Origin of the sequence: Nitrospira sp., assembly GCA_024760525.1 — a bacterium.
Classification (GTDB): Bacteria; Nitrospirota; Nitrospiria; order Nitrospirales; family Nitrospiraceae; genus Nitrospira_D.
In genome coordinates this window covers 4,064,635-4,084,631 of the sequence record CP060499.1, presented here as the reverse complement: position 1 = coordinate 4,084,631, position 19,997 = coordinate 4,064,635, and the positions used below count along the sequence as shown (strand labels likewise).

The 19,997-nt window shown below is 54.7% G+C and carries 20 protein-coding genes and 3 tRNA genes; 15 read left to right on the top strand and 8 right to left on the bottom strand.

Annotated features, from left to right (window positions below; translation table 11 throughout):
- Window positions 1-254: 254 nt before the first annotated feature.
- The 3 genes from H8K04_19165 to H8K04_19155 form a co-directional block, all read right to left on the bottom strand.
- Window positions 255-473 carry a hypothetical protein gene (locus H8K04_19165; GenBank protein ID UVT15888.1) on the bottom strand — a complete coding sequence of 73 codons (219 nt, stop codon included), beginning with the start codon at window positions 471-473 and terminating at the stop codon, window positions 255-257.
- A gap of 47 nt (window positions 474-520) precedes the next feature.
- Window positions 521-718 (bottom strand): superinfection immunity protein, encoded by a 198-nt coding sequence (locus H8K04_19160; protein UVT15887.1) that lies wholly within the window; start codon window positions 716-718, stop codon window positions 521-523.
- 163 nt (window positions 719-881) lie between these two features.
- Entirely contained in the window at window positions 882-1,265 is a 384-nt protein-coding gene (locus tag H8K04_19155) for a hypothetical protein (protein ID UVT15886.1), read from the bottom strand.
- A 295-nt stretch (window positions 1,266-1,560) separates the two neighbouring features.
- Here H8K04_19155 and H8K04_19150 point away from each other — a divergent pair, with 295 nt between their 5' ends.
- Window positions 1,561-1,800, top strand: coding sequence for a hypothetical protein (locus tag H8K04_19150; protein ID UVT15885.1), 240 nt, complete (start codon window positions 1,561-1,563; stop codon window positions 1,798-1,800).
- Window positions 1,801-2,063: 263 nt separating this feature from the next.
- On the opposite strand, the gene H8K04_19145 is transcribed toward H8K04_19150, so the two are convergent.
- From H8K04_19145 to H8K04_19135, 3 genes are all read right to left on the bottom strand, one after another.
- Window positions 2,064-2,141: transfer RNA gene (locus tag H8K04_19145), tRNA-Glu, on the bottom strand.
- A gap of 133 nt (window positions 2,142-2,274) precedes the next feature.
- Window positions 2,275-2,835, bottom strand: coding sequence for a dTDP-4-dehydrorhamnose 3,5-epimerase (gene rfbC / locus H8K04_19140; GenBank protein UVT15884.1), 561 nt, complete (start codon window positions 2,833-2,835; stop codon window positions 2,275-2,277).
- Between the two features lie 12 nt (window positions 2,836-2,847).
- Entirely contained in the window at window positions 2,848-3,273 is a 426-nt protein-coding gene (locus H8K04_19135; GenBank protein UVT15883.1) for a hypothetical protein, read from the bottom strand.
- Window positions 3,274-3,354: 81 nt separating this feature from the next.
- On the opposite strand from H8K04_19135, the gene H8K04_19130 reads away from it, so the two are divergent.
- Window positions 3,355-3,630, top strand: a complete 276-nt coding sequence (locus H8K04_19130) for a MoaD/ThiS family protein (protein UVT15882.1) — start codon at window positions 3,355-3,357, stop codon at window positions 3,628-3,630.
- Between the two features lie 132 nt (window positions 3,631-3,762).
- Here the strand turns inward: H8K04_19130 and H8K04_19125 are convergent, their stop codons facing one another.
- Window positions 3,763-4,050, bottom strand: a complete 288-nt coding sequence (locus H8K04_19125; protein UVT15881.1) for an HU family DNA-binding protein — start codon at window positions 4,048-4,050, stop codon at window positions 3,763-3,765.
- 292 nt (window positions 4,051-4,342) lie between these two features.
- Here H8K04_19125 and H8K04_19120 point away from each other — a divergent pair, with 292 nt between their 5' ends.
- From H8K04_19120 to H8K04_19060, 13 genes are all read left to right on the top strand, one after another.
- Window positions 4,343-4,903 (top strand): hypothetical protein, encoded by a 561-nt coding sequence (locus tag H8K04_19120; GenBank protein UVT15880.1) that lies wholly within the window; start codon window positions 4,343-4,345, stop codon window positions 4,901-4,903.
- A complete protein-coding gene (locus tag H8K04_19115) occupies window positions 4,893-5,537 on the top strand; it encodes a YkgJ family cysteine cluster protein (protein UVT15879.1) in 645 nt (214 codons plus the stop codon). Before H8K04_19120 ends, H8K04_19115 begins: the two co-directional genes overlap by 11 nt.
- A 47-nt stretch (window positions 5,538-5,584) precedes the next feature.
- Window positions 5,585-5,661: transfer RNA gene (locus tag H8K04_19110), tRNA-Arg, on the top strand.
- A 42-nt stretch (window positions 5,662-5,703) separates the two neighbouring features.
- Window positions 5,704-5,779 (top strand) — tRNA-Lys (locus tag H8K04_19105).
- 707 nt (window positions 5,780-6,486) lie between these two features.
- Window positions 6,487-7,377 carry an IS3 family transposase gene (locus H8K04_19100; GenBank protein UVT15878.1) on the top strand — a complete coding sequence of 297 codons (891 nt, stop codon included), beginning with the start codon at window positions 6,487-6,489 and terminating at the stop codon, window positions 7,375-7,377.
- Window positions 7,378-9,542: 2,165 nt separating this feature from the next.
- On the top strand, window positions 9,543-12,089 hold the full coding sequence (locus H8K04_19095) for a PAS domain S-box protein (GenBank protein ID UVT15877.1): 2,547 nt from the start codon (window positions 9,543-9,545) through the stop codon (window positions 12,087-12,089).
- Entirely contained in the window at window positions 12,086-12,712 is a 627-nt protein-coding gene (locus H8K04_19090) for a response regulator transcription factor (GenBank protein UVT15876.1), read from the top strand. The genes H8K04_19095 and H8K04_19090 overlap by 4 nt, the downstream gene beginning before the upstream one ends.
- 297 nt (window positions 12,713-13,009) lie before the next feature.
- Window positions 13,010-13,966: an alpha/beta hydrolase gene (locus tag H8K04_19085; protein ID UVT18046.1), complete on the top strand. Its 957-nt coding sequence runs from the start codon at window positions 13,010-13,012 to the stop codon at window positions 13,964-13,966.
- A gap of 63 nt (window positions 13,967-14,029) precedes the next feature.
- Entirely contained in the window at window positions 14,030-14,482 is a 453-nt protein-coding gene (locus H8K04_19080; GenBank protein UVT15875.1) for a hypothetical protein, read from the top strand.
- A gap of 272 nt (window positions 14,483-14,754) precedes the next feature.
- Entirely contained in the window at window positions 14,755-16,137 is a 1,383-nt protein-coding gene (locus H8K04_19075) for a carotenoid oxygenase family protein (GenBank protein ID UVT15874.1), read from the top strand.
- Window positions 16,138-17,054: 917 nt separating this feature from the next.
- Window positions 17,055-17,300 (top strand): hypothetical protein, encoded by a 246-nt coding sequence (locus tag H8K04_19070; GenBank protein UVT15873.1) that lies wholly within the window; start codon window positions 17,055-17,057, stop codon window positions 17,298-17,300.
- 939 nt (window positions 17,301-18,239) lie between these two features.
- A complete protein-coding gene (locus H8K04_19065; GenBank protein ID UVT15872.1) occupies window positions 18,240-18,491 on the top strand; it encodes a type II toxin-antitoxin system Phd/YefM family antitoxin in 252 nt (83 codons plus the stop codon).
- Window positions 18,488-18,868 carry a type II toxin-antitoxin system VapC family toxin gene (locus tag H8K04_19060; GenBank protein UVT15871.1) on the top strand — a complete coding sequence of 127 codons (381 nt, stop codon included), beginning with the start codon at window positions 18,488-18,490 and terminating at the stop codon, window positions 18,866-18,868. Before H8K04_19065 ends, H8K04_19060 begins: the two co-directional genes overlap by 4 nt.
- Before the next feature lie 315 nt (window positions 18,869-19,183).
- Here the strand turns inward: H8K04_19060 and H8K04_19055 are convergent, their stop codons facing one another.
- Window positions 19,184-19,522, bottom strand: coding sequence for a hypothetical protein (locus H8K04_19055; GenBank protein ID UVT15870.1), 339 nt, complete (start codon window positions 19,520-19,522; stop codon window positions 19,184-19,186).
- Window positions 19,523-19,997 lie beyond the last annotated feature (475 nt).

Below are 19,997 nucleotides of genomic sequence, written 5' to 3'. Positions count from 1 at the left end.
AGTTAGAGGGTATGCGACCCCTTTGCGAACACCGGCTGTTGTAACGGCCGGTAATCTCACTGACCCGGCGGTGAATATCCGGTATTCATCATTGCGAAGATGATAATCGCGAGTGTAAAGGCTCCCAGGATAATGTACATGACGATGTCAGCTTTACCAGGCATGGTCTAACCCTCCTCTATGCGGCATGACGTGCATATGAAGCCTATTTAGTCGTGCGTCCAGTAGACCCACAACGAACAGGCACCGGCTCGCTAAGCCACCTCAGCTTCTGTGAAGTCTTCTTGTTCGATATAGATGCGGTGGCTGAGCGTAATATCCTGCTGTTCTGCAAATGCGATCGCCTGAGAGAGCGTGTAGAACTTGGCCGCCTTCAACCGGTCTCTCGTGCGCGCTCCATCGTTCGCGATAAACCGTGTGCGGCGTGGTCCGGAGAAGATCACGAACCGGCGGTGTTTCTGATTTCGCATCATCACGAGTTCCTTCGTCTACGGGCACTGGCCATTACGTTTAGTTGAGATTAGCGTTCTCTCTGTCCGCGCTTTATAGACCAGAACAATGCGCCCACCCAGCCGATCACCGTCCATCCTAACGCGAGATTCACGACCACAATCGCGATGCAGTTGCGATGCCCTCGCCCGAGGGCGATAAACGAGGGGAGGCAATACAAGAACGCCTTCCCCAAGGCATAGAGGTTGCCGACGAGATCATCGTCCATGGGGCACACCCTTCGTTCGGAGTCGTCTGGCGTTCTCTGCTATTTCCACTTCGGCTGAACCCTTCTTTTCGTGCTCTTGGACTGCTTCATCCTGCCTTTCCTTTGTCTCAGTACTTCTTCGGTCAATCTTTGCCGGCCGTCTGTTTGGGTGTCTGTCGTTCGATTACGTGTACCGGTCGGCGATCTCCTTCGACTGTCGCTGCAACCAGCGTCTCCAAGGTCTCTTTTCTGACCGATCCCGAGTCCCTTCCTCGTCCCAGTATTTTGCGACGATGGAATCAAAATCGAAGCGCTCGGTCAGCACTCGCCAATCTCGAATCTTTCGCCGAGCGAAGGTGCGGGAGGCCCGCTTCCTTCGGCACCAGGTATAGATCACCTCGTCATGGCCTGGACGGTAGATCTCGACCACCCGTTCCGTGACCAGGCCGGAACTGTCTTCATACCGGATCCAGATCGGTTGACCAGCCTCGAACGCCCGGCGTTCGTCGGCGGCCGTGAATAGCCGACTGTGCGTCTCCGGCAGGTCGACCAACTCAGCAGGTTCCATGCTGAGATTGGACCCCTTCTGCGATGACGGGACGAGCGGCGCAATCCGATCCACGCACCCCAGCCAATCAAGGCAATGAGACACAGAATAAGAATGTCCATACGTCCTCTCCAACGGATATTCACCGCCCGAATACCGAAGACTTCAGGTTCAACCTCTAGGTGCCGGCAGATCGATGACGGATCATCGGGCTCACCTTCACGAGCCTGAGCACACGGGGTATGACAGGAGATTCACAGTCAGCACCCGGTGGCCGATATAGACAGGTGGCGCAGCAGAATTAGGTTAATGGCGGATGGAAGACCGAGGTGATAAACAAGAAAGGGTCGAGGGATGGGTCGCGATCGATGCAAAAAGACAGGGGATTTGCAAGATGCAGTTCAGGCGCGGATGGAACTATCGAGGGATCTGCGCAGATCGATGCGGTGAGCAGATCATCGGGAGTGAAGAGATTCAACATGGTGATGGGCAGGCCGAGCATCTGCACCAAGACACAGACGCACAGGAAGACGATGAGATACACGGTGATGCGTGAATGAGGGAGGAATCTTATGGGGGCACTGGTGGTTCGCAAGAGGTCCTTTATCTCATTTTCCTTTTCGGCAGGTCAACGTACTCCTCTTCCGTAAATGAGGATTAAGGCGCAGGCATGCGGCTGTTTGATTTTTCCAGAACGTGGCCTACCCATGAGTGGGGCGAACTGTAGCAGATGACCCTGGGACTATCAATCGGGGGCACTTGACATGATAAAAGGAACGGCGGCAATGGGGCGGTCAGTGACTGGTCGTGCAAAAGCACTGGTGTCCCCAACGGGATTTGAACCCGTGTTACTGCCTTGAAAGGGCAATGTCCTAGGCCAGGCTAGACGATGGGGACGTGCCAATATGGGTAGAAGTTACGAGGACTCATACCACACTCGTGGTTGCGCTGTCACTAGGAGCCGCATGCATGTTCTTGTCGGCCAACTCAGGAGTACAGGTGTTCTGTTAGTGTCCGAGGTGAGGATTCGCTAGCTCGTCGGGCTATAGACGGGCAAGTCTGCATCCATTCCTGCCAGAGTACGGTGGCCTTGGTCCTTCACTGAGAGAATAGGTTCGCTGACCGGCCAGGGAATCCCCAAAGCAGGATCGTTCCAAAAGATGCCGCGTTCATCTTGCGGCGAATAGTAGGTCGTGCACTTATACAAGAACGAGGCGGTGTCGCTCGTCACGCAAAAACCGTGAGCGCAGCCCGGAGGAATGTAAATTTGCAGCGGATTCTGAGCTGAGAGTTCGACGCCGTACCATGTGCCGAATGTCGGCGATCCCTTGCGGATATCGACGATGACGTCGTACACCGTTCCCTCAAGGACCATGACGAGCTTCCCCTGTGCCCGAGGTTCTTGAAAATGAAGGCCGCGCACGGTATTCCGGACTGATCTGGAGAAGTTATCTTGGACAAACCCTTCAAGGATGCCGGCCTCGCGGTAACGCTGCGCGTGATACGTTTCCATAAAATAGCCGCGATGATCCGAAACGAAAGAGGGTTCGACTAAGAGCACACCAGGGATGTCAATGGAAGTCACACGCACGGTATCCTCTGGTCATGGTGTTGGGTTCGATCCGCCGGGGGGCTGATGAGAAGGATCGACGACGTTCGGGTCACCGGGATACAATCGCCCCAAGCGATCGATAAGCGGAATCGCCTCAGGTGAACTGTTCATGCTCGGGTCACTCACCGGATGGTCCCACACGAGGGTGGTAATATTGGCCTCGTTGAAGAGAGATCGGATCGTAGAAGTGCAGGCATCGAGTGTCAGCTCCGTTCCTCCTCGAAGGTCAAGCACTCGTTCTTTGGGATTCGTCGGAGGCGGCTCGGTGTGGATGAGCGCCCAGCAGCGGTCAAAAATGGTGGTCCTGAGCTCCGGCGAGATGTTCAGCGTCGTCAGATCAGACGTACAAAGCGCCGAAACGAAGAGGACAAACTGGAGGTCGGGCATTTCGGGATTTTGAACATCAAGCGACGGCATACTCGCCCATTATCAGGAGAGATGCCGGACGAGTCAACTATCCCACAATGGGAAGCTTCACCCAGATGAGGAACAACAGGCATGGTGACCATCATGTTGACCGGGCAACTGCAAACCGTGGATGGAGAGCGGGATCTGGCATGTGAACTAGACCAGCCCATGTCCGTCCGCCGACTGATCCAACGGCAAGGGGTGCAGCTGCGCCATCTCCTGCAGTTGCTGCGGGAAAAGAAGGTGTTTGTAACCATCAATAAGCGGATTGCCAGTGAGGATTCGCTTGTTCAGGATGGAGATGCCATTCGTCTGATCGGGCACGATGGAATGGGAGGCAGCGGACTTGGTCCATCGGATCCCTGAGGGGGAGACGAAGAAAAGGAAGGGGGTCGAGACCGCGGCGGTCTCGACCCCCTTCGTATGTTGTCGGTCAGCGGATGGATCTTATCCGAACGGATCAAGCGCCGGAACGGCACTCAAATGCCGGAACCCTCTTTACTTCTTGCCGAGAATCGAGTCCTTAGCAGCCTTCGCGACGCGAAACTTGACGACCCGCTTTGCCGGAATCTTGATCTCTGCGCCGGTCTGAGGGTTGCGGCCGATACGAGCCTTTCGGTTGGCCAACTTGAGCTTGCCGATGCCGGGCACGGTAAAGACGTTCTTGGCCTCACGATAGGCCAGAGCCGCCAGATCGTCGAGGATCTGGACCGCGCCTTTCTTCGTGATGCCGGCTTTTCCGGCCAAGTAATCGGCGATCTGTGACTTCGTCATTGATTTTGCCATTCGTGAACCTCCTTGAAGGTAAGAGATGAAGTGAGTCTACATTCTCGCTGACGTGCCTCGTGGGAAAACGTCTTGACCGGCACTTGGCATCGTCGAATGCTGACCAATGTTCATATGGTGAAAGCCCGCGAGAGTGTAGCCAAGAGTCTGGGGACTGTCAACGAGAAAAACTGCGTCTGGCGCAGGGGAAATGCCTATACCACCCCTTGCGGTAGCATCAAATGGAAGGGTACAGTAGAGCTGGTTGGTCTCAGACGATCGGCATAAACGGCTCTTGACAGAGTGGAAGATCATGGGTAAAGAACTGCCATTATTACACCTAGGTAAAGAAGAGAGTGTCCCGGGGGAGACCGAGAGCGTTCTCTATTCTCGTGTATTCTGCCAGAAGGAAAACTCACCTCCGCTCCAGCTGTTGATCGATTTTTTAAAGTCCCGCGGACAGAGTCCGATCCTGCCTCCCAATCTGGATGAAGCGGTGCTCCAGGAATGGGCTTGGGTTCACGTGGCCTTGGGATACCATCGAGATCGCAAACCGATCCATCTGTTCTGTCTACGAGATCGGGGTAGCTATCGGGATGTGTTCGATCAGGAGAAAGCCCAATTCGATAACATGCTCACCGCTCACGATGAGGTGGAGGCGCAGCTGGCTCTCGAGTACGTCACGCGCTGCCGGTTCATTCTGACGACGCGAATGGCTGAAAAGGATGTGACGGACGAGGGTTATGATTTCAATGGATGGATCCTCGAATTCTATCAAGAACAATGCAATGGCATTGTGCAGATCGACAACCAAGGGTTTTACTCGCCGAAGGGCGATTTGATCGTGGATCTGTCGGCCTCGGGTGACAGCTGACCTGTTGGACCTGCGTCTCGTGCAGCCTTCCCAACTGTTTCAAAAGACCTCGCAATGGTTTGATCGCGCCGGCGCCGCCCTTCTCGGGACTCTCCCGTGTCGCCAAGGTTGTTCCCACTGTTGTATTGGCCTGTTTCCTGTGACCCTCCTCGACAAGCAGGAGGTTCAGCGCGGTCTTCGGTCGCTGCCTGATGAACAGCGGCGGAAAATGGAGGAGAAAGCTAGAGAGCAAGTCAGCGCGCTCGCCGTGGCGGCACCTGCACTGATCACGAATCAATTCATCGATCACTGGCCGGATGGAGAAATCGATCGCGTCATCGAACGGTTCGATGCCTTGCCGTGTCCGGCTTTGGAACGCGATGGAAGCTGTGGACTCTATGACTTTCGCCCACTGGTCTGTCGCTCGATGGGAATTCCCACGGATGACGGGGTACGCGTCCATGGCGCCTGTGCGGTGCAAACCGCCGTTCCTCTGATCCGCCTGTCCAACACGCTTCGTGAGCAAGAGAGCCGGCTCGTGGAGAAGGAAGCGGAAGCACTTGGGACCTTGCGCGACCGGCTGGGAGCCGAGGGTGAAGAGCTGCTTCTGCCGTATGCTTTCTTGCCTGAATCCGAGGCGGGGGCATCGACCTAGACAGTGTCTTTCACCCTATGCTAAGGTGAGCTTCCTTGGTTGCAGGAGCGCCTGTAGCTCAGCTGGATAGAGCATCAGCCTCCGGAGCTGAGGGCCACAGGTTCAAATCCTGTCAGGCGCACCAAACCGCCTCTGGTAGTCGGTATCAACAATTCAATACCCGGTGGGGCCGTTAGCTCAGTTGGTAGAGCAGCTGACTCTTAATCAGCGGGCCGTAGGTTCGACCCCTACACGGCCCACCAAACCTCGCTTGCGCGTACCGCCGCCTATTCATCGATGTATCGTAGCTGCTGGCGGCGGAAAAACCCCTCCAGTCTCTTCTCTTTAAACTGCAATACCAAGCTTCGCTTGTGCCGCCGCGTTCGATCAAATCGCGGCATGGTAACAAAGACTCCCGACCCCTTTGTTCGACCCCTTTGTTTGATCCGGCACGCCGTATTTTTCTTCTAACTGACTAAAGGCAGTCCGTGGTAAGCACCTACTCAGACACTGCTCACGCAATGCCCGAATGTCCTTCTGAAAATCCGGTTGCCGAATAAGGATTCGCCACCGGTTCCATCGTTCTCGTGTGATTTCTTCCTCAGATTGTTTGCTTGTCCTTCTGGCCATGGGTCACTACTACCCCTTAGGAATCGACTTACTGTCCCTATATGCACCCCTTAGTATCGGACAGCAATTCGCTACTAGTCATATCAGTCATAACTCAGCGAGGTGTTCCCACATCTTCCAGTAAAAGCACTGCTCACTGCATCTCCACGAGTGCCTGAACCGTTGATGTTGCATACTTCTGATAGCTCGTTCACAAGCACACAGGCGCTTATCGGATTAGTTGTTAGAGGAGTAGAAGCCTTCTTCTGTGTCTCCGGCAATTCTCGTTATCCGTCGAGCCCTTGGACTTCCCAGGCTTTCACGGACACCTTAGGATGGTCGTGAGCACAGGGGGAAGACCATGGGTAATCGATGGAAATCGCAGCATGTCCGACTGAAGTACACGTTCATCAAAGCCCATCGCCGAGAGTTTGATACGGCCATGATGTGCCGCCTCCTCGACGTGTCGCGTAGCGGGTTCTATCAGTGGTTACGGAACCCGCTCTCCAATCGAGCGGTGGAGGACCAGCGGCTGCTTGGCCTGATCCGCGCAGCCTATACGGCGAGCCATGGCATCTACGGCGCCCCGCGGATCTTTCTCGATTTGCGAGAAGCGGGCGAAACATGTAGCAAGCATCGTGTGGTTCGGATCATGCGGGCCAATAACCTAAAAGCCCGATACGGCTACCGAGCACCCCGGTACACCAGAAGCCCCACATCACTCCTGACACCTAATACGCTGCAACGAGGGTTTACCGTCCCCCGGCCCAACACCGCCTGGGTCACCGACATTACGTACGTGCGCACATGGGAAGGCTGGCTCTATCTGGCCGTTGTGATGGACCTCTACTCACGCCGAGTTGTGGGCTGGGCCACAAAACCCACGATGACCCAAGAACTCGTGTTGGACGCGCTCCTCATGACCGTGCGGCGTCGCAAACCCCGGCATGTCCTGATTCACTCCGATCAAGGCTCGCAATTTGGCAGCGATGCGTGGCGACGTTTCTGCCATGCGCATCACCTAGAACCCAGCATGAGTCGAAGGGGTAACTGCTGGGACAACGCGGTGGCTGAATCCTTTTTCAGCAGCTTGAAGAAGGAGCGGATCAAGAAGCGCATCTTCATAACTCGAGCGATGGCTAGGGCCGAGATCGACGAGTACATCGAGACGTTCTACAATCGCACCCGTCGACACAGTCATCTAAGCGGGGTCAGCCCAGAGGCGTTTGAAGTGGTGTCGCAACGGGTTTAAAGTGTCCGTGAAACCCTGGGAAGTCCATCCAGAAATATGCAGCTCTCAAACTTCCTGGCTGATTTAGGCGGTATAACTTTTTCACTCTCTGTAGTACAACTTCTCGCGCATCGCCAAAACCGGCCCTCGATAGATCAAGCAGTTAGAACGTTCTGGGGTAGAAGGCCGAAACCCGTCATCCACCCCATTGACCTTCTTGCAACCACTGCATAGGTTAACTGAGGTCGTTCGCTTCGAGACTAATAAGCAGAGCGCTCATCTCTTGTGAAGTCTTCAGCGTGTTCCTGAATTCGTTCCCAGCTCCCGTCACTTGCTCGATGGTGTAACAATCGGACAAGCGGCGTATGCGGCGAATGCCGTATGTACCCGTTCAGTCGTTGCTAATCTCTTCACAGCAGGGATATGCGTCGTTCGAGTTTTTGAAACGATACCCCTTGGGCACTGGAGAAGGTGCTATATCGGGTCAAGGAATATTGATCAATTCATTTGAAGCTAAGGTCATAATTCCAGCGGAGCAGAAAAGAACTTACTTACGATGGCCTAAGAGCTACCGAAGGATTCCGATGGCTAAACCGCAGGTCATCAAGTTCCTAATAAGGGACGACCTAGACAGTTCCCCCTTCTTCTCAGACTGCCATCCTGATTTCTCTTCAAAACGGGATGATGAGTTGGGCCAGATGCGACAATGAAAGGTTCATATTCAGATTGGGGACACCAGCTCATGAAATCTACGGTGAGCAGTTGTGACAAATTTGTGACAATAGTCTGCTGGAAAGGAAGGAACAGGATGGAGAATTATAAAACCAATAGAAGGCCTTAACATGCTGGTATTGCATATAAATTGGGGAAACCATTGCAATAGCGAGCACTTAGCAAAACCCCACGATTTGAACTTTTAAGGTGAGGTCCTGGGTTCGAGTCCCAGCCGGCTCGCCACTTACTATCAAGTATTTGCATCGGACCCCCCACAACTGCCCACCTAATATCGGACTGCGTTGACTCAGTAATAGCTCGTCATTAGACTATCTCCCAAATTCCGTGAGGGCTTATGGAGGCCGCTTCAGCCTCTGCGCTGGCATATCAAGGGTTTTGCGTTTCAACCCCCGCGGCAGTCGATCGCGAGCGACGCACGATCGATCTGAAACGAAAGGTCCGTGAGCTAGCCGCTGAACTGGCCAGTTGGCACCCTAATATATTGACTGGGAGCAGAAGACGAGAGCCATCGGCGGAGGTGCCATGATGGGGGATCGCCGAATGAACGACGCTTTAGATTTCCTCAGTGGTGGCGACGAGATGAGCGAGCGCATCCGCGTCTATGACTGGTCGTGCACCACGCTGGGTCAATGTGAGAACTGGCCACTAAGTCTGAAGACGGCGTTGAAGATTGCCCTCAACACCCGTTACCCGATTTGGATGGGCTGGGGCCCTGAACTCGTCTTCTTCTACAACTCTGCTTATATACCACTTATAGGAAAGAGACATGAGTGGGCGCTCGGCGCAGCTGCTCGCGACGTCTGGAAGGAAAGCTGGGACGAGTACCTCGGCCCCCAGGCGGACGCGGTATTACTGCGTGGCGAAGCATCCTGGAACGATCAACATCAACTGATCGCGTATCGCAACGGCTATGCGGAGGAAGTCTACTTTACTTATTCGTTTAGTCCACTGCCTGCAGACGAGGGGGGGATTGGGGGGCTATTTTGCGCGTGCACTGAAGATACGCCGAGAGTACTGGGTGAGCGGAGGCTGGCTGCGCTGCGTCACCTTGCTGCCGTCACCGCTGATGCACGAACCGAAGCCCAGGCCGCCGTCATTGCTGCGCGCTCGCTGGCTGAACACGATGCCGATGTGTCGTTCGCCTTGCTCTATCTGATTTCCGCAGACGGCTCAACGGCGCGGCTCGCGCCTGGCAGCTGTGAGCTCCATGACGTTCGATGGGCTCCTCCCGACATTTTGCTGATCGGCAATGGAGAGGCAGGCAACTCTGACATTTGGCCGTTGAAAAAAGCCATGGATGAAGGAATGCAAGTCTTGCATAACATCCCCCCGAGTACCGTCTACCTGGGGGACGATGGCCTGAACCGACGATCTTTGGCGCGGTGGCTCCGCTGGCGAAAGCAGGACACGCGACACCACGTGGCTTTCTTGTCGTCGGTGCAAGCCCGCGGTTGCCGTTTGATGAGAACTACAGATCTTTTTTCGAACTGTTGGCGCGCGGGACGGCGGATGCGCTCTCCAATGCTCACGCCTATGAAGAAGAGCGGAAGCGCGCCGAAGCACTTGCTGAGCTGGACCGGGCCAAGACCGCGTTTTTTTCGAACGTGAGCCACGAATTTCGTACACCGCTCACCCTCATGCTTGGTCCTGTGGAGGAGTTGTTAGATAGAAATCATGCCGAATTCTCGCCATCCGCAAAAGGCCAACTGGAAATCGTCAAACGCAACGGGCTGCGCCTCCTGCGCTTAGTGAACAGCCTCTTAGATTTCTCCAGGATTGAAGCCGGCCGCGTGCAAGCGAGATATGAGCCGACCGAGTTGTCGGCTTTCACTGCGGAGCTGGCGAGTTCCTTTCGGTCGGCTACTCAGCGAGCCGGCCTGAACCTCATCGTTGATTGTCCACCGCTCTCGGAACCTGTCTACATCGACCGTGATATGTGGGAAAAAGTCGTGCTCAATCTACTTTCCAATGCCTTTAAATTTACCTTTGAAGGACAGATTAGCGTGATCATGCGCCAACGCGAGAACGTCGCCGAACTTCTCGTGCTGGATACGGGGGTCGGCATTCCGGCTGAGGCACTGCCGAAACTATTTGAGCGATTTTATCGAGTCGAGAATATGCGTAGTCGTACACATGAAGGCAGTGGAATTGGTCTGGCCCTGGTCCAGGAGCTTGTCAAACTTCACGGGGGAACGGTGCGCGTCGAAAGCAAAATGGGAGCAGGAAGTTTGTTCAGCATCAGCATCCCGTTCGGGTATGCCCATCTGTCGGCCGATCAGATCGGTGGCGCGCGCACCTTGGCTTCTACCGCCCTGGGAGTGAGCCCATTTGTAGAAGAGGCGCTCCGGTGGTTGCCGGATAAGTCGCAAGACGAGCATGACAAAGTATGGTCACCGAATACTGTCAGGCCGGCGGCCTATCCGTCCTCTCCGGTTGAAATCACGAAGGATCACCCGCGCGTCTTGGTGGTCGATGACAACGCCGACATGCGGCAGTATGTAGCTCGTCTCTTAAGCGAACGCTATGAAGTCGAAGCGGTGGCAGATGGCCAGGAAGCGTTGGCCGCCGTGTACGTGCAACGACCGGATCTGGTTTTGAGTGATGTGATGTTGCCCAAGCTTGATGGGTTCGGGTTGCTGCGAGCGTTGCGTCACGATGAGTCGTTGAAGACGCTACCCGTCATTCTGCTCTCCGCCCGAGCCGGGGAAGAATCCCGCGTGGAAGGCTTGGAGCGGGGTGCCGACGATTATTTGATCAAGCCATTTAGCGCGCGCGAGTTACTCGCGCGAGTGCAAGCGCATCTCGATCTGGCGCATCTTCGTCAAGAGAGTGATGCCCTGAAGGTGCGACATATGAACGAGGATCGCAAACGAGCGGAAGCGCGCCTCCAAGAAAGTGAAAAGCGGTGGCGTGCCGTTTTCGAGAATTCCGCTATCGGTATTGCCTTGACAGATCTTAATGGTCGTTTTCTTGCCATCAATTCCGCGTACCAAAGAATGATCGGCTACAGTCCAGATGAATTCCAATCACTCCGTTTCATCGACATCACCCATGAAGATGACCGAGACCGCAACCGGGTACTCATCACGGAGCTCTTAGGAGGGATAAGGAATCAGTTCCAGATTGAGAAGCGCTACTGGCGCAAGGATGGCGCCTTGATTTGGGTAAGAAACAATGTGTCACTTGTTCCTGGTAGCGAGAAGATGCCGCTGGCTATTATGGCGATTGTCGAAGACATTACAGAACAAAAACGAAGTGAGGCGGCGTTACACGCGATGCAAATGGATTTCGCCCATCTGACACGAGTCGCGATCACGGGAGAAATCACCGCATCGATTGCTCATGAGATCAGCCAGCCTCTGACAGCGGTTATAGCAAACGCCAATGCTTCACTGCGGTTGCTGTCTGGAGATCGGCCAAATCTGGTAGAGAGTCAGCAGGCGTTAACGAGCATCCTTTGCGACGCCATTCGTGCTAGCGATGTAATCGGACGTATTCGCGCACTATTAAAAAAGACTCCGCCTCAAATGGAGCGACTCGAAGTTAACGAATTGATTCAGGATGTTCTTGTCCTAACCCGTAACGAACTGTGTCGCAATGGAATTTCTTTGCGAACCGAACTGGCAGACAATCTGCCAGCGCTGCAAGGGGATCGTGTCCAATTGCAACAAGTAATCCTAAATTTAATAGTGAACAGTGTTGAAGCTATGCGTGAGGTTTCCGATGATGCGCGTAATCTTCTAGTCGTCTCTAAGCGCTATGATCCCGATGAAGTCCAGGTCTTGGTGCGTGACTCTGGAGTAGGGATCGCCCCCGACACGTTAGAGAAAATATTCACGCCATTCTTTACGACGAAAGCTCAAGGCTTAGGCATGGGACTTTCGATCAGCCGATCGATCATTGAAACGCACGCTGGTCGTCTGTGGGTCACATGCCACGATGGGTGTGGCACGACCGTTCAGTTTTCCCTTCCCATTTGCTCCGCGCACATCTCATGAATGAAGGCAAACCTACCATCTTTGTGATCGATGATGATCTTTCGATTCGAGAAGCTCTAGCACGTTTGATTGGGTCGGTGGGTTGGCAGGTGCAGACGTTTCAATCCGCGCAGGAGTTTTTGCAAGCCTGGGAATGTGATGCACCCGGGTGTCTGATTCTTGACGTTCGACTTACGGGATTGAGCGGGCTTGATCTCCAACGATCACTTGCTGACAGAAAGAGTCTTCTCCCCATTATCTTTCTCACAGGACACGGTAATATTCCGATGTCAGTTCGGGCTATGAAGGCAGGTGCGGTGGAATTCCTAACGAAGCCGTGCCAGGAGCAGGATCTGTTGGATGCAATTCAACAAGCTGTGGATCGGGACCGTGCCGCTCGAGATCATGGCAAGGAACTGGCCGCGTTGCGGGTGCGATACGACCTACTTACGCCGCGCGAGCGCGAAGTTATGGAATTGGTCGTTTCTGGGCTTTTAAATAAGCAGATCGCTGCTACGCTGAAGGTGAGCGAAGTGACGATCAAGGTTCATCGTGGCCAGATCATGAAGAAAATGCAAGCAACATCTTTGGCCAATCTTGTCACACTAGCCGACAAGCTAAAACAATCTGTCTTAAAGTCGTAACCAACCTATACCAAGATATAATAGTCAGCCCAGCCTCATAGCACTACGGTTAAATCCCATCAAATGGCGATCGTGCTCCTCAAGCCATTCTAAAGCTAGGCATTGATGGATGCCATCCATAAGGCTTTCGTCTGTTGGGAAGGGTACCGCCATGCACTGGTAACAGATGATTCTAGAAAAGAAGGCGACGACCAAAAGCATGGCGGTTCAGATCACCGAAATTGTCGAAACGTGATAGGAGGCGCTCAAATGCCAACAAATTCTGGCGAGAAGGACAATCATAATGAAGCCATGCCAATGTCCCGCCGTAACATCCTATTCAGTAGCGCCGCCTTAGTAGCTGCCACGACGTTTCCAACCGTGACTACAGGCTCCAGTGCCAAGGCACCAACTGCATCCGTGTCCAGTCAGACACAAAGAAGACAATCCCCGTGCACGATCACAACCAAGGACGGTACGCAGATCTATTACAAGGATTGGGGTCAGGGGCAGCCCGTCGTCTTCAGTCACGGCTGGCCCCTGACAGCGGACGCTTGGGAATCGCAGATGTTCTATCTCGCCTCGCACGGGTACCGCTGCATTGCATACGACCGTCGCGGTCATGGCCGGTCGAGTCAGCCGTGGAACGGTAATGAGATGGACACCTATGCCAACGATCTGGCCGAGTTGTTTGAGGAACTTGACCTGAATCACGTCATCATGATCGGGCATTCGACAGGCGGCGGCGAGGTGGCCCGTTTCATTGGCCGCCAAGGTACCAAGCGAGTCGCCAAGGCCGTGCTCATGGGGGCGGTGCCGCCTATCATGCTAAAGACGGCCGCCAATCCAGGCGGTCTCACCATGGAGGTTTTTGACGGGTTTCGCAAAGCATACTTAGCCGATCGCTCGCAGTTCTTTTTGGATGTCGCCAGCGGACCATTCTTCGGTTTCAATCGGCCTGGAGCAAAAGTTTCCCAAGGGCTAATCCAATGGTGGTGGTCGCAGGGGATGATGTCCGGGCATAAGAATGCGTATGACTGTATCAAGGCATTTTCAGAAACGGACTTTACCGAGGATTTGAAACGGTTCGATGTGCCGACGCTGATCATCCACGGCGACGACGATCAGATTGTCCCCATCGGCAGTTCGGCCATGCTCTCGTCGAAGCTCGTGAAGAATTCGGTTTTGAAGATTTATTCGGGCGGCACGCACAGTCTCGGCGATACGAGCAAAGATCAGCTCAATGCGGACCTGTTGGCATTCGCCAGGTCATGACAGACGGTCGGCACCCTTCCAGAGAGCCGGCCTTAACGATCTCGGTTACTGAGGAGATTTGCTATGTCCACCCTCGCCCACTCGCATGACGTTCGACATGCATCCGTCTTTTCCGACAGCCCCGTGATGACCGGAATCGCGGTCGGCCTGGTCTCACTGCTCCCTCACTTATTTCTGTCCCCAGAAGCCTCATTCGGTTTCGCCGCAGTCTTTATAGCACTCGTCGCCGGCATTTATTTCGGCTTCGCCGTCGTCAACGGGTCGGGACGTGACCAGCTCATCGAATTCAACGTAACGGGACTATTCGCGATATCAGGCTTGTTAGGACTGCTTCTCTGGCCCCTGCTCTTGCCGATCGCGTACTTTGCGCACGCGGGATGGGATCTGGCCCACCACAATCGTGCCCGCTTGTCGCTCGTTGAAATCCCACAATGGTACGTGCCGTGGTGCATTGTGATTGACGTGATCATCGGCATGGGCCTCCTCGTCGTATGGCACAACCGCGGGCTCATCTAATCGCGAATGTCATGAGCCTCAACGGAGACGAACCATGGCCGCTTATCGCTCGTCCCATCCGGCCTTCAATAAAGATCACCGGGGCGGACGACACTTAAAGTTTGCAATCGCCGCTTCGCCGCTCTCGTCCACGAACACCCTCAAGCAGGTGACGAAAAAGGCCTACGACTGCCCGCCGCACGGCTTTCATCCGGTCATGAGAGAGATGGTCGGCCTCTACTTCCGACACCACGGAGATCCGCGATGTCCAACTATAACAAAAGGAGATAATCATGAGTGTGATTACGGAACAAATTCCATCAGCCAACAGTACCGGCGCGCCATATGTCGCTGGCAACTTCGCACCCCTCAAGAGTGAGATCACGGCCTTCGACCTCGAAGTGGTCGGTCATATTCCGGAGGAACTCAACGGACGTTTTCTAAGGATCGGTCCCAATCCGATCGATGAACTGGACCTGGTGCGTCTGGTGCGGTATCACTGGTTCGCAGGCACTGGGATGGCGCATGGCTTGCGATTGCGCGGGGGCAAGGCTGAATGGTTTCGGAGCCGCTTCGTCCTTGATGCGAAGGCTGCCAAAGTCCTGAGCCGTAAGCCTCTATCAGGGCCGGGAGAGGGTAGGAGGGACGGCAACGTCAACACGAATCTCATGAATGTCGGCGGGAAGCTGTGTGCCGTCGTCGAGGCGGGCAGTATTCCGGTGGAGCTTGACTATGAGCTGGCGAGCATTCGACGAACCGATTTCGACGGCACGCTCGAGGCGGGATTCACCGGCCACCCGAAATTTGATCCAATCACTCATGAGCACCACGCCTTGGCGTATGAGCCGTTCCAACCAATCCGTTATATCTCAGTTGATACCGATGGGCGCGCGACGACCAAGGCGCGGATTGACTTGCCGCATATTCCCCTTATCCACGATATGGTATTCACGCGGTCCTTCGTCATCGTGCCCGATTTCCCGGTGACGTTTCAGCCGGAGCATTCTCATACGGACTTCCCATGGCTCTGGGATGACCGCCGGCCCTCCCGCATCGGGCTTTTGCCACGCGACGGTGACGTATCCAGAATTCAATGGTTCGAAACGCCTCGTTGTTTCGCCTTCCACTTCGCCAACGCCTACGACCATGGCGATCTCACCATTATCGACCTGATGAAGCACAAGCGGATGTTCCACACCGATCAGAACGGTCCCAATGAAGGTGGGCCTATCCTGGTACGCTGGACGTTACATCGCCCGTCTGGGCGAGTAACGGAAACGGTGACTGACGACCGCGGCAACGAGTTCCCACGCATCAATGGGCGCTATGGCGGGCAGGCCTATCGGTACGTGTACACCGCATACTGGAGTGACGACGTCGTCTTCGGCCCTGCGATGAAGCACGACCTGCAGTCCGAGACAACCGAGGTCCATGACTATGGTCCGGGCCGGATGACTGCGGAGCCGGTGTTTGTACGAAAGCCGGGAGCCGTCGCCGAGGACGAAGGCTGGATCCTGTCCTACGTCTACGACCCGAAACGCGACTTGAGCGACGTGGTCATCCTCGACGCTCAGGACTTCACCGGTGAGCCGATCGCCACGATTCGTCTACCGGTCCGCGTGCCGTTTGGCTTCCATGGTGGCTGGGCCCCCGACAAAGTCGTTGTCGTCGAATAGAATTCCTTGCGAGGTGGCGGCGCGGTTTCAATCAAATAGCGCCGCCACCTGAAGTTAGTGCGCATCTCAACGCCATGCACCGAGCAGTCTGAATGCCGCTCACCGTATCTGGAGAGCAATTGGGCTGACCCCTAGATTGGGATATGAGGAATCCGCGTACTTGGTACAGAGAGGGGTGACTGGACGCAAGGAACGTGTGGGCAAGAATCCCGAAGTCTTTGGGCAAGTGGTCGTGGGTCGGCTGAATCAGTCCAAGAACATTGTGGCGCTCGAGAAGAACCTCGGATGAGCAAACCAAAACGGGCACGACTCCATTCCGCGCCGGGCAATCGCCCGGCTGAGGGAGTTTGAGCATGTGGTGAGGGGTTATGACTATATCCTTTACAATGAAATTGAATAGGTTTCCGCTAGCAAATAACTTGCTACTGGATGGATCGATGACGAGAAAGACGAAGCCTAACCAACAGAAGTACCCTAATTCTGCTTCCTCAGTAGAGGGAGGTTCACCCCAGTAGGATGTGCCAGACTTGTGACAAGAATTTGCCGGAAACGAAAGAATGGGAAGGAAAAGAATAGAACGGATTGAAGACCACAACATGCAGGAATTGCAGCTTAAATTAGGGAAACCGTTGCAATAGCGAACCTTCGTCATAACCATACATTTCGAACTTTTAAGGCGAGGGCCTTCATCCCCCTCTGTGTATCGTTGAGATAGTTCTGGTCGCCAACGGCGATAGCCGACCGGCTCACACCTGAGAGGCGCATCGCTCGCGCCAGTATCCTGTCACTCTCGCTGCGTGTCCCTCTCCGGCAAGCCGGTTCCGGCCTCTGCCTGCCGTTTCCTTTGTGAACTGTGCGGTGCCTCTCCTCCTCCCGTGAGAGAGTCACCTGCAGTTCAACAATAAGGAGGAAACACCATGGCGACCAACAACTCATCCAAACGACCGGCAACCACGCTGCGATGTGGGAACATCAAAGCGACGATCTGGCAGAACGTCAGCGAGAACGGACCGTTCTTCGCCGCGACCTTCTCCCGGCCGTTTAAGGATCAATCTGGTGCATGGCGCAATGCCACTTCATTTGGTCTTAACGACCTTGAGGCGCTCATGAATGTCGCCTTTGAGGCCAAAGAGTGGATCGCCGCTCATGTCTTAAAGCGCTGAGCGGTTTCCTGGGAAGCCTCTGGTCCTCTGGGGGCTTCCTTCACCTAGTGAGATCGAGGCTCAGTTCGTCGAACAGAGAAATATAACCAACTTGCTCCGCTGGTTTATCGTTCCTGGGTACCGATCGGTCGGTGAAGAGCGACACAGGTAAAGCGTCATTCCGGTCGGATGCGGCCAACGTACTGCTATGAACCAGATAGCGGCCGCCCGTCATCGAAGGCTCAGTGCGCACTGTCGCCTACAGCCGACGCTGCGGTAAATGGGGGTACGGATCTTTCAACTGATGTGTTTCTTGAAAAACTGTAGCCGGTCGTTGCAGCGTATATGCCGCCGTTAGAATGTCTCAGTTCGGCCACGAGCAGACGTTCGCCGCCGAGATCGCACCGCCGTAAAGCAGTCCTCAGCCCTGCCGCATTAACGTTCGAGCTGAGCCGCCTACCGTAGCGGGTCGGCTCGAACGAGGGGTTAGGCATCGCGGGTCACTCCCAGAACTGCCACCACTTCTTTCTTCGAGTGCTTCGCGAGTAGCACGCGCCATGAAAGGGCACAGACTTGCCTCCTGATCCAGGAGCACTACTGGAGACCCATGTTCCGTCCTTTGGCTTCTTGCAGACCCAACAAACCTCTTCTGGGAGTGGCACAGACTGATGCCGAACTACTACTGCTCCGGAGTCGCTCTTCTCTATGGCATCCCCGAGACAAATGCTCTTGATGTCATCCGATGACAGAGCGAAGCCTAGCTCGTCGAGGAAGGCGCTTGCAAAGAAAGCGCTATCCTCGCGCTTTACCGAAATCGAAATGAGCGCCCCCTATCTCAGAGACCATGTTCGAGGATTCTGATGGCGGCAGGGCGAGCGTTCTCTTGTATCGCTGAAATGATTGGATTGACACCCGCACAGGCTCGAAGTAGACTAAGGTTAGTCTACTTTGGAGGTCTGTATGAAAGCCGCCGCACGAACGGTGAATATTCATGAGGCCAAGACCCATTTTTCCAAACTCCTTGCCGCGGTCGCGAAGGGCCAGCGCATCACCATTTGCAAAGACGGGACGCCCGTGGCGCAGCTTGGACCGCTCGATACTACAATTCCTGCTCGCCGTCCGGGGTTGTTGAAAGGGCGAGTGACCGTCTCTGAGGATTTTGATGCGCCATTACCACCCGACATGAGGGTCGCGTTCGAGGGTGGAGAGTGAATCTCTTATTAGATACCCATATCTTTTTGTGGTTCGTGATTCTGTCTCCAAGACTTTCGAAAGCCGTGTATCACCAGATCGAGAACACCCCCGTGGTCTATATCAGTGCTGCCTCTCTGTGGGAAGTGGTCATTAAGATCCAGCTGAAAAAGCTCTCCGCAGATCCCGACGAGCTTGCCGCCAAGATCGGTGACAGCGGTTTTCAGGAATTGCCGGTGTCAGTGCCACATGCCCTTGCTCTTGAACATTTGCCCCTTCATCATCGTGACCCCTTCGACCGAATATTGTTGGCGCAGGCTCATGTCGAAAACCTGCGCTTGCTCACCTGTGATTCGAGTTTGAAGGCGTATGGTCCATTGTGTCAGATCATCCCTTAGACCAACCAAGCGATCACCTAGTGTAGGTATTGAGGGAATGTCACCTTCGATCTGCAGTCCCTTCGTGTCATTGCGCCACCCTATGTCGTTCATACCCTACAATGCCGCACTTCGTGTGAGCCGCGCGCTAATTATCCTCGTAGCGTAACAAACTGCGCGCGGGAAACCCCCTCCACCGTTCTTTTCAGTAGCTTCAATACCGCACTGCGTATGAGTTTGCGCTCGCAAAGCGCTATCCTCACGCCTTATCGAAATCGAAATGAGCGCTTCCTCCTCAGGCATCATGCTGCCCTGGAGGACTGACATGACTGAAAACTAATTCAGCGGAAAGTTCCAGGACGTGGGCTTTGAATCTTCCAACTCGTGCGCCGGCAGGCGATGCCATGCCCGTAATGCCCGTCGCTGTGCTGCACTGTGCTGAGAAGAGGCCCAGACGAGCGTCCATTGCTTTTGCGCTGGAACACACAGGTTAGTGTAAGGGGTTGCTGTGATCACCCATGTCTCAACACGATCCTCCGGGGGTGGCGTTCGTGGGGTGACCGGTTCCTTCGCAGACCAATCCCCGCAGACCCATCCTCTCGGCGTGAGATGCCATTCAAGATGGACAAACAGGGCCGCGCTGATCGTTTCACGGATGAGCAGTCCATGCTCCATAACAACCTCCCTTGTAATCTGTCCAGCAACCTGTATCCGCAAGTTGAATGCCAAGAGAGATACGCCAGAACACTGGGTGCTATTCGTCTGTAGATGTAATGGGTTACATGTGGAAGCGACATGGGATGAGAGGTAGCGCGGGTATCGCACTGTAGGAAGAAGTGGAGAGTGAAGGTCCGTCTTGTATGGATATCACACTAGGCAGACCCCTGGGTTGCGGACCGTAGCTCCCGCCCGGCAGTGTGGCCACCGCAGCTTGAAACCTCCTCTACACGTTCTCTTACATTAAGAGTACACTCCACCCCACATCGTGCACCCGTGGTGTATCCTTCCGATCCACAATGCCGTGAGGATACACAACCTGACTGAAGGGCCAAGGCTCGAAGCTGATTGGCGCGTGTGCCATCAACGACAAGGGCGAGATTGCAGCGCAGGCCTCATCCAATAACGACCGAGGCGTGCGGTCCTTCTCCTG

Coding starts and splice junctions, on each gene's coding strand:
- H8K04_19080 (UVT15875.1), top strand. CDS start 14,030: ATGTCCACCCTCGCCCACTCGCATGACGTTCGACATGCATCCGTCTTT.
- H8K04_19165 (UVT15888.1), bottom strand. CDS start 473: ATGATGCGAAATCAGAAACACCGCCGGTTCGTGATCTTCTCCGGACCA.
- H8K04_19120 (UVT15880.1), top strand. CDS start 4,343: ATGGGTAAAGAACTGCCATTATTACACCTAGGTAAAGAAGAGAGTGTC.
- H8K04_19155 (UVT15886.1), bottom strand. CDS start 1,265: ATGGAACCTGCTGAGTTGGTCGACCTGCCGGAGACGCACAGTCGGCTA.
- H8K04_19150 (UVT15885.1), top strand. CDS start 1,561: ATGGAAGACCGAGGTGATAAACAAGAAAGGGTCGAGGGATGGGTCGCG.
- H8K04_19055 (UVT15870.1), bottom strand. CDS start 19,522: ATGGAGCATGGACTGCTCATCCGTGAAACGATCAGCGCGGCCCTGTTT.
- H8K04_19135 (UVT15883.1), bottom strand. CDS start 3,273: ATGCCGTCGCTTGATGTTCAAAATCCCGAAATGCCCGACCTCCAGTTT.
- H8K04_19085 (UVT18046.1), top strand. CDS start 13,010: ATGTCCCGCCGTAACATCCTATTCAGTAGCGCCGCCTTAGTAGCTGCC.
- H8K04_19075 (UVT15874.1), top strand. CDS start 14,755: ATGAGTGTGATTACGGAACAAATTCCATCAGCCAACAGTACCGGCGCG.
- H8K04_19160 (UVT15887.1), bottom strand. CDS start 718: ATGGACGATGATCTCGTCGGCAACCTCTATGCCTTGGGGAAGGCGTTC.
- H8K04_19100 (UVT15878.1), top strand. CDS start 6,487: ATGGGTAATCGATGGAAATCGCAGCATGTCCGACTGAAGTACACGTTC.
- H8K04_19125 (UVT15881.1), bottom strand. CDS start 4,050: ATGGCAAAATCAATGACGAAGTCACAGATCGCCGATTACTTGGCCGGA.
- H8K04_19065 (UVT15872.1), top strand. CDS start 18,240: ATGAAAGCCGCCGCACGAACGGTGAATATTCATGAGGCCAAGACCCAT.
- H8K04_19090 (UVT15876.1), top strand. CDS start 12,086: ATGAATGAAGGCAAACCTACCATCTTTGTGATCGATGATGATCTTTCG.
- H8K04_19130 (UVT15882.1), top strand. CDS start 3,355: ATGGTGACCATCATGTTGACCGGGCAACTGCAAACCGTGGATGGAGAG.
- H8K04_19070 (UVT15873.1), top strand. CDS start 17,055: ATGGCGACCAACAACTCATCCAAACGACCGGCAACCACGCTGCGATGT.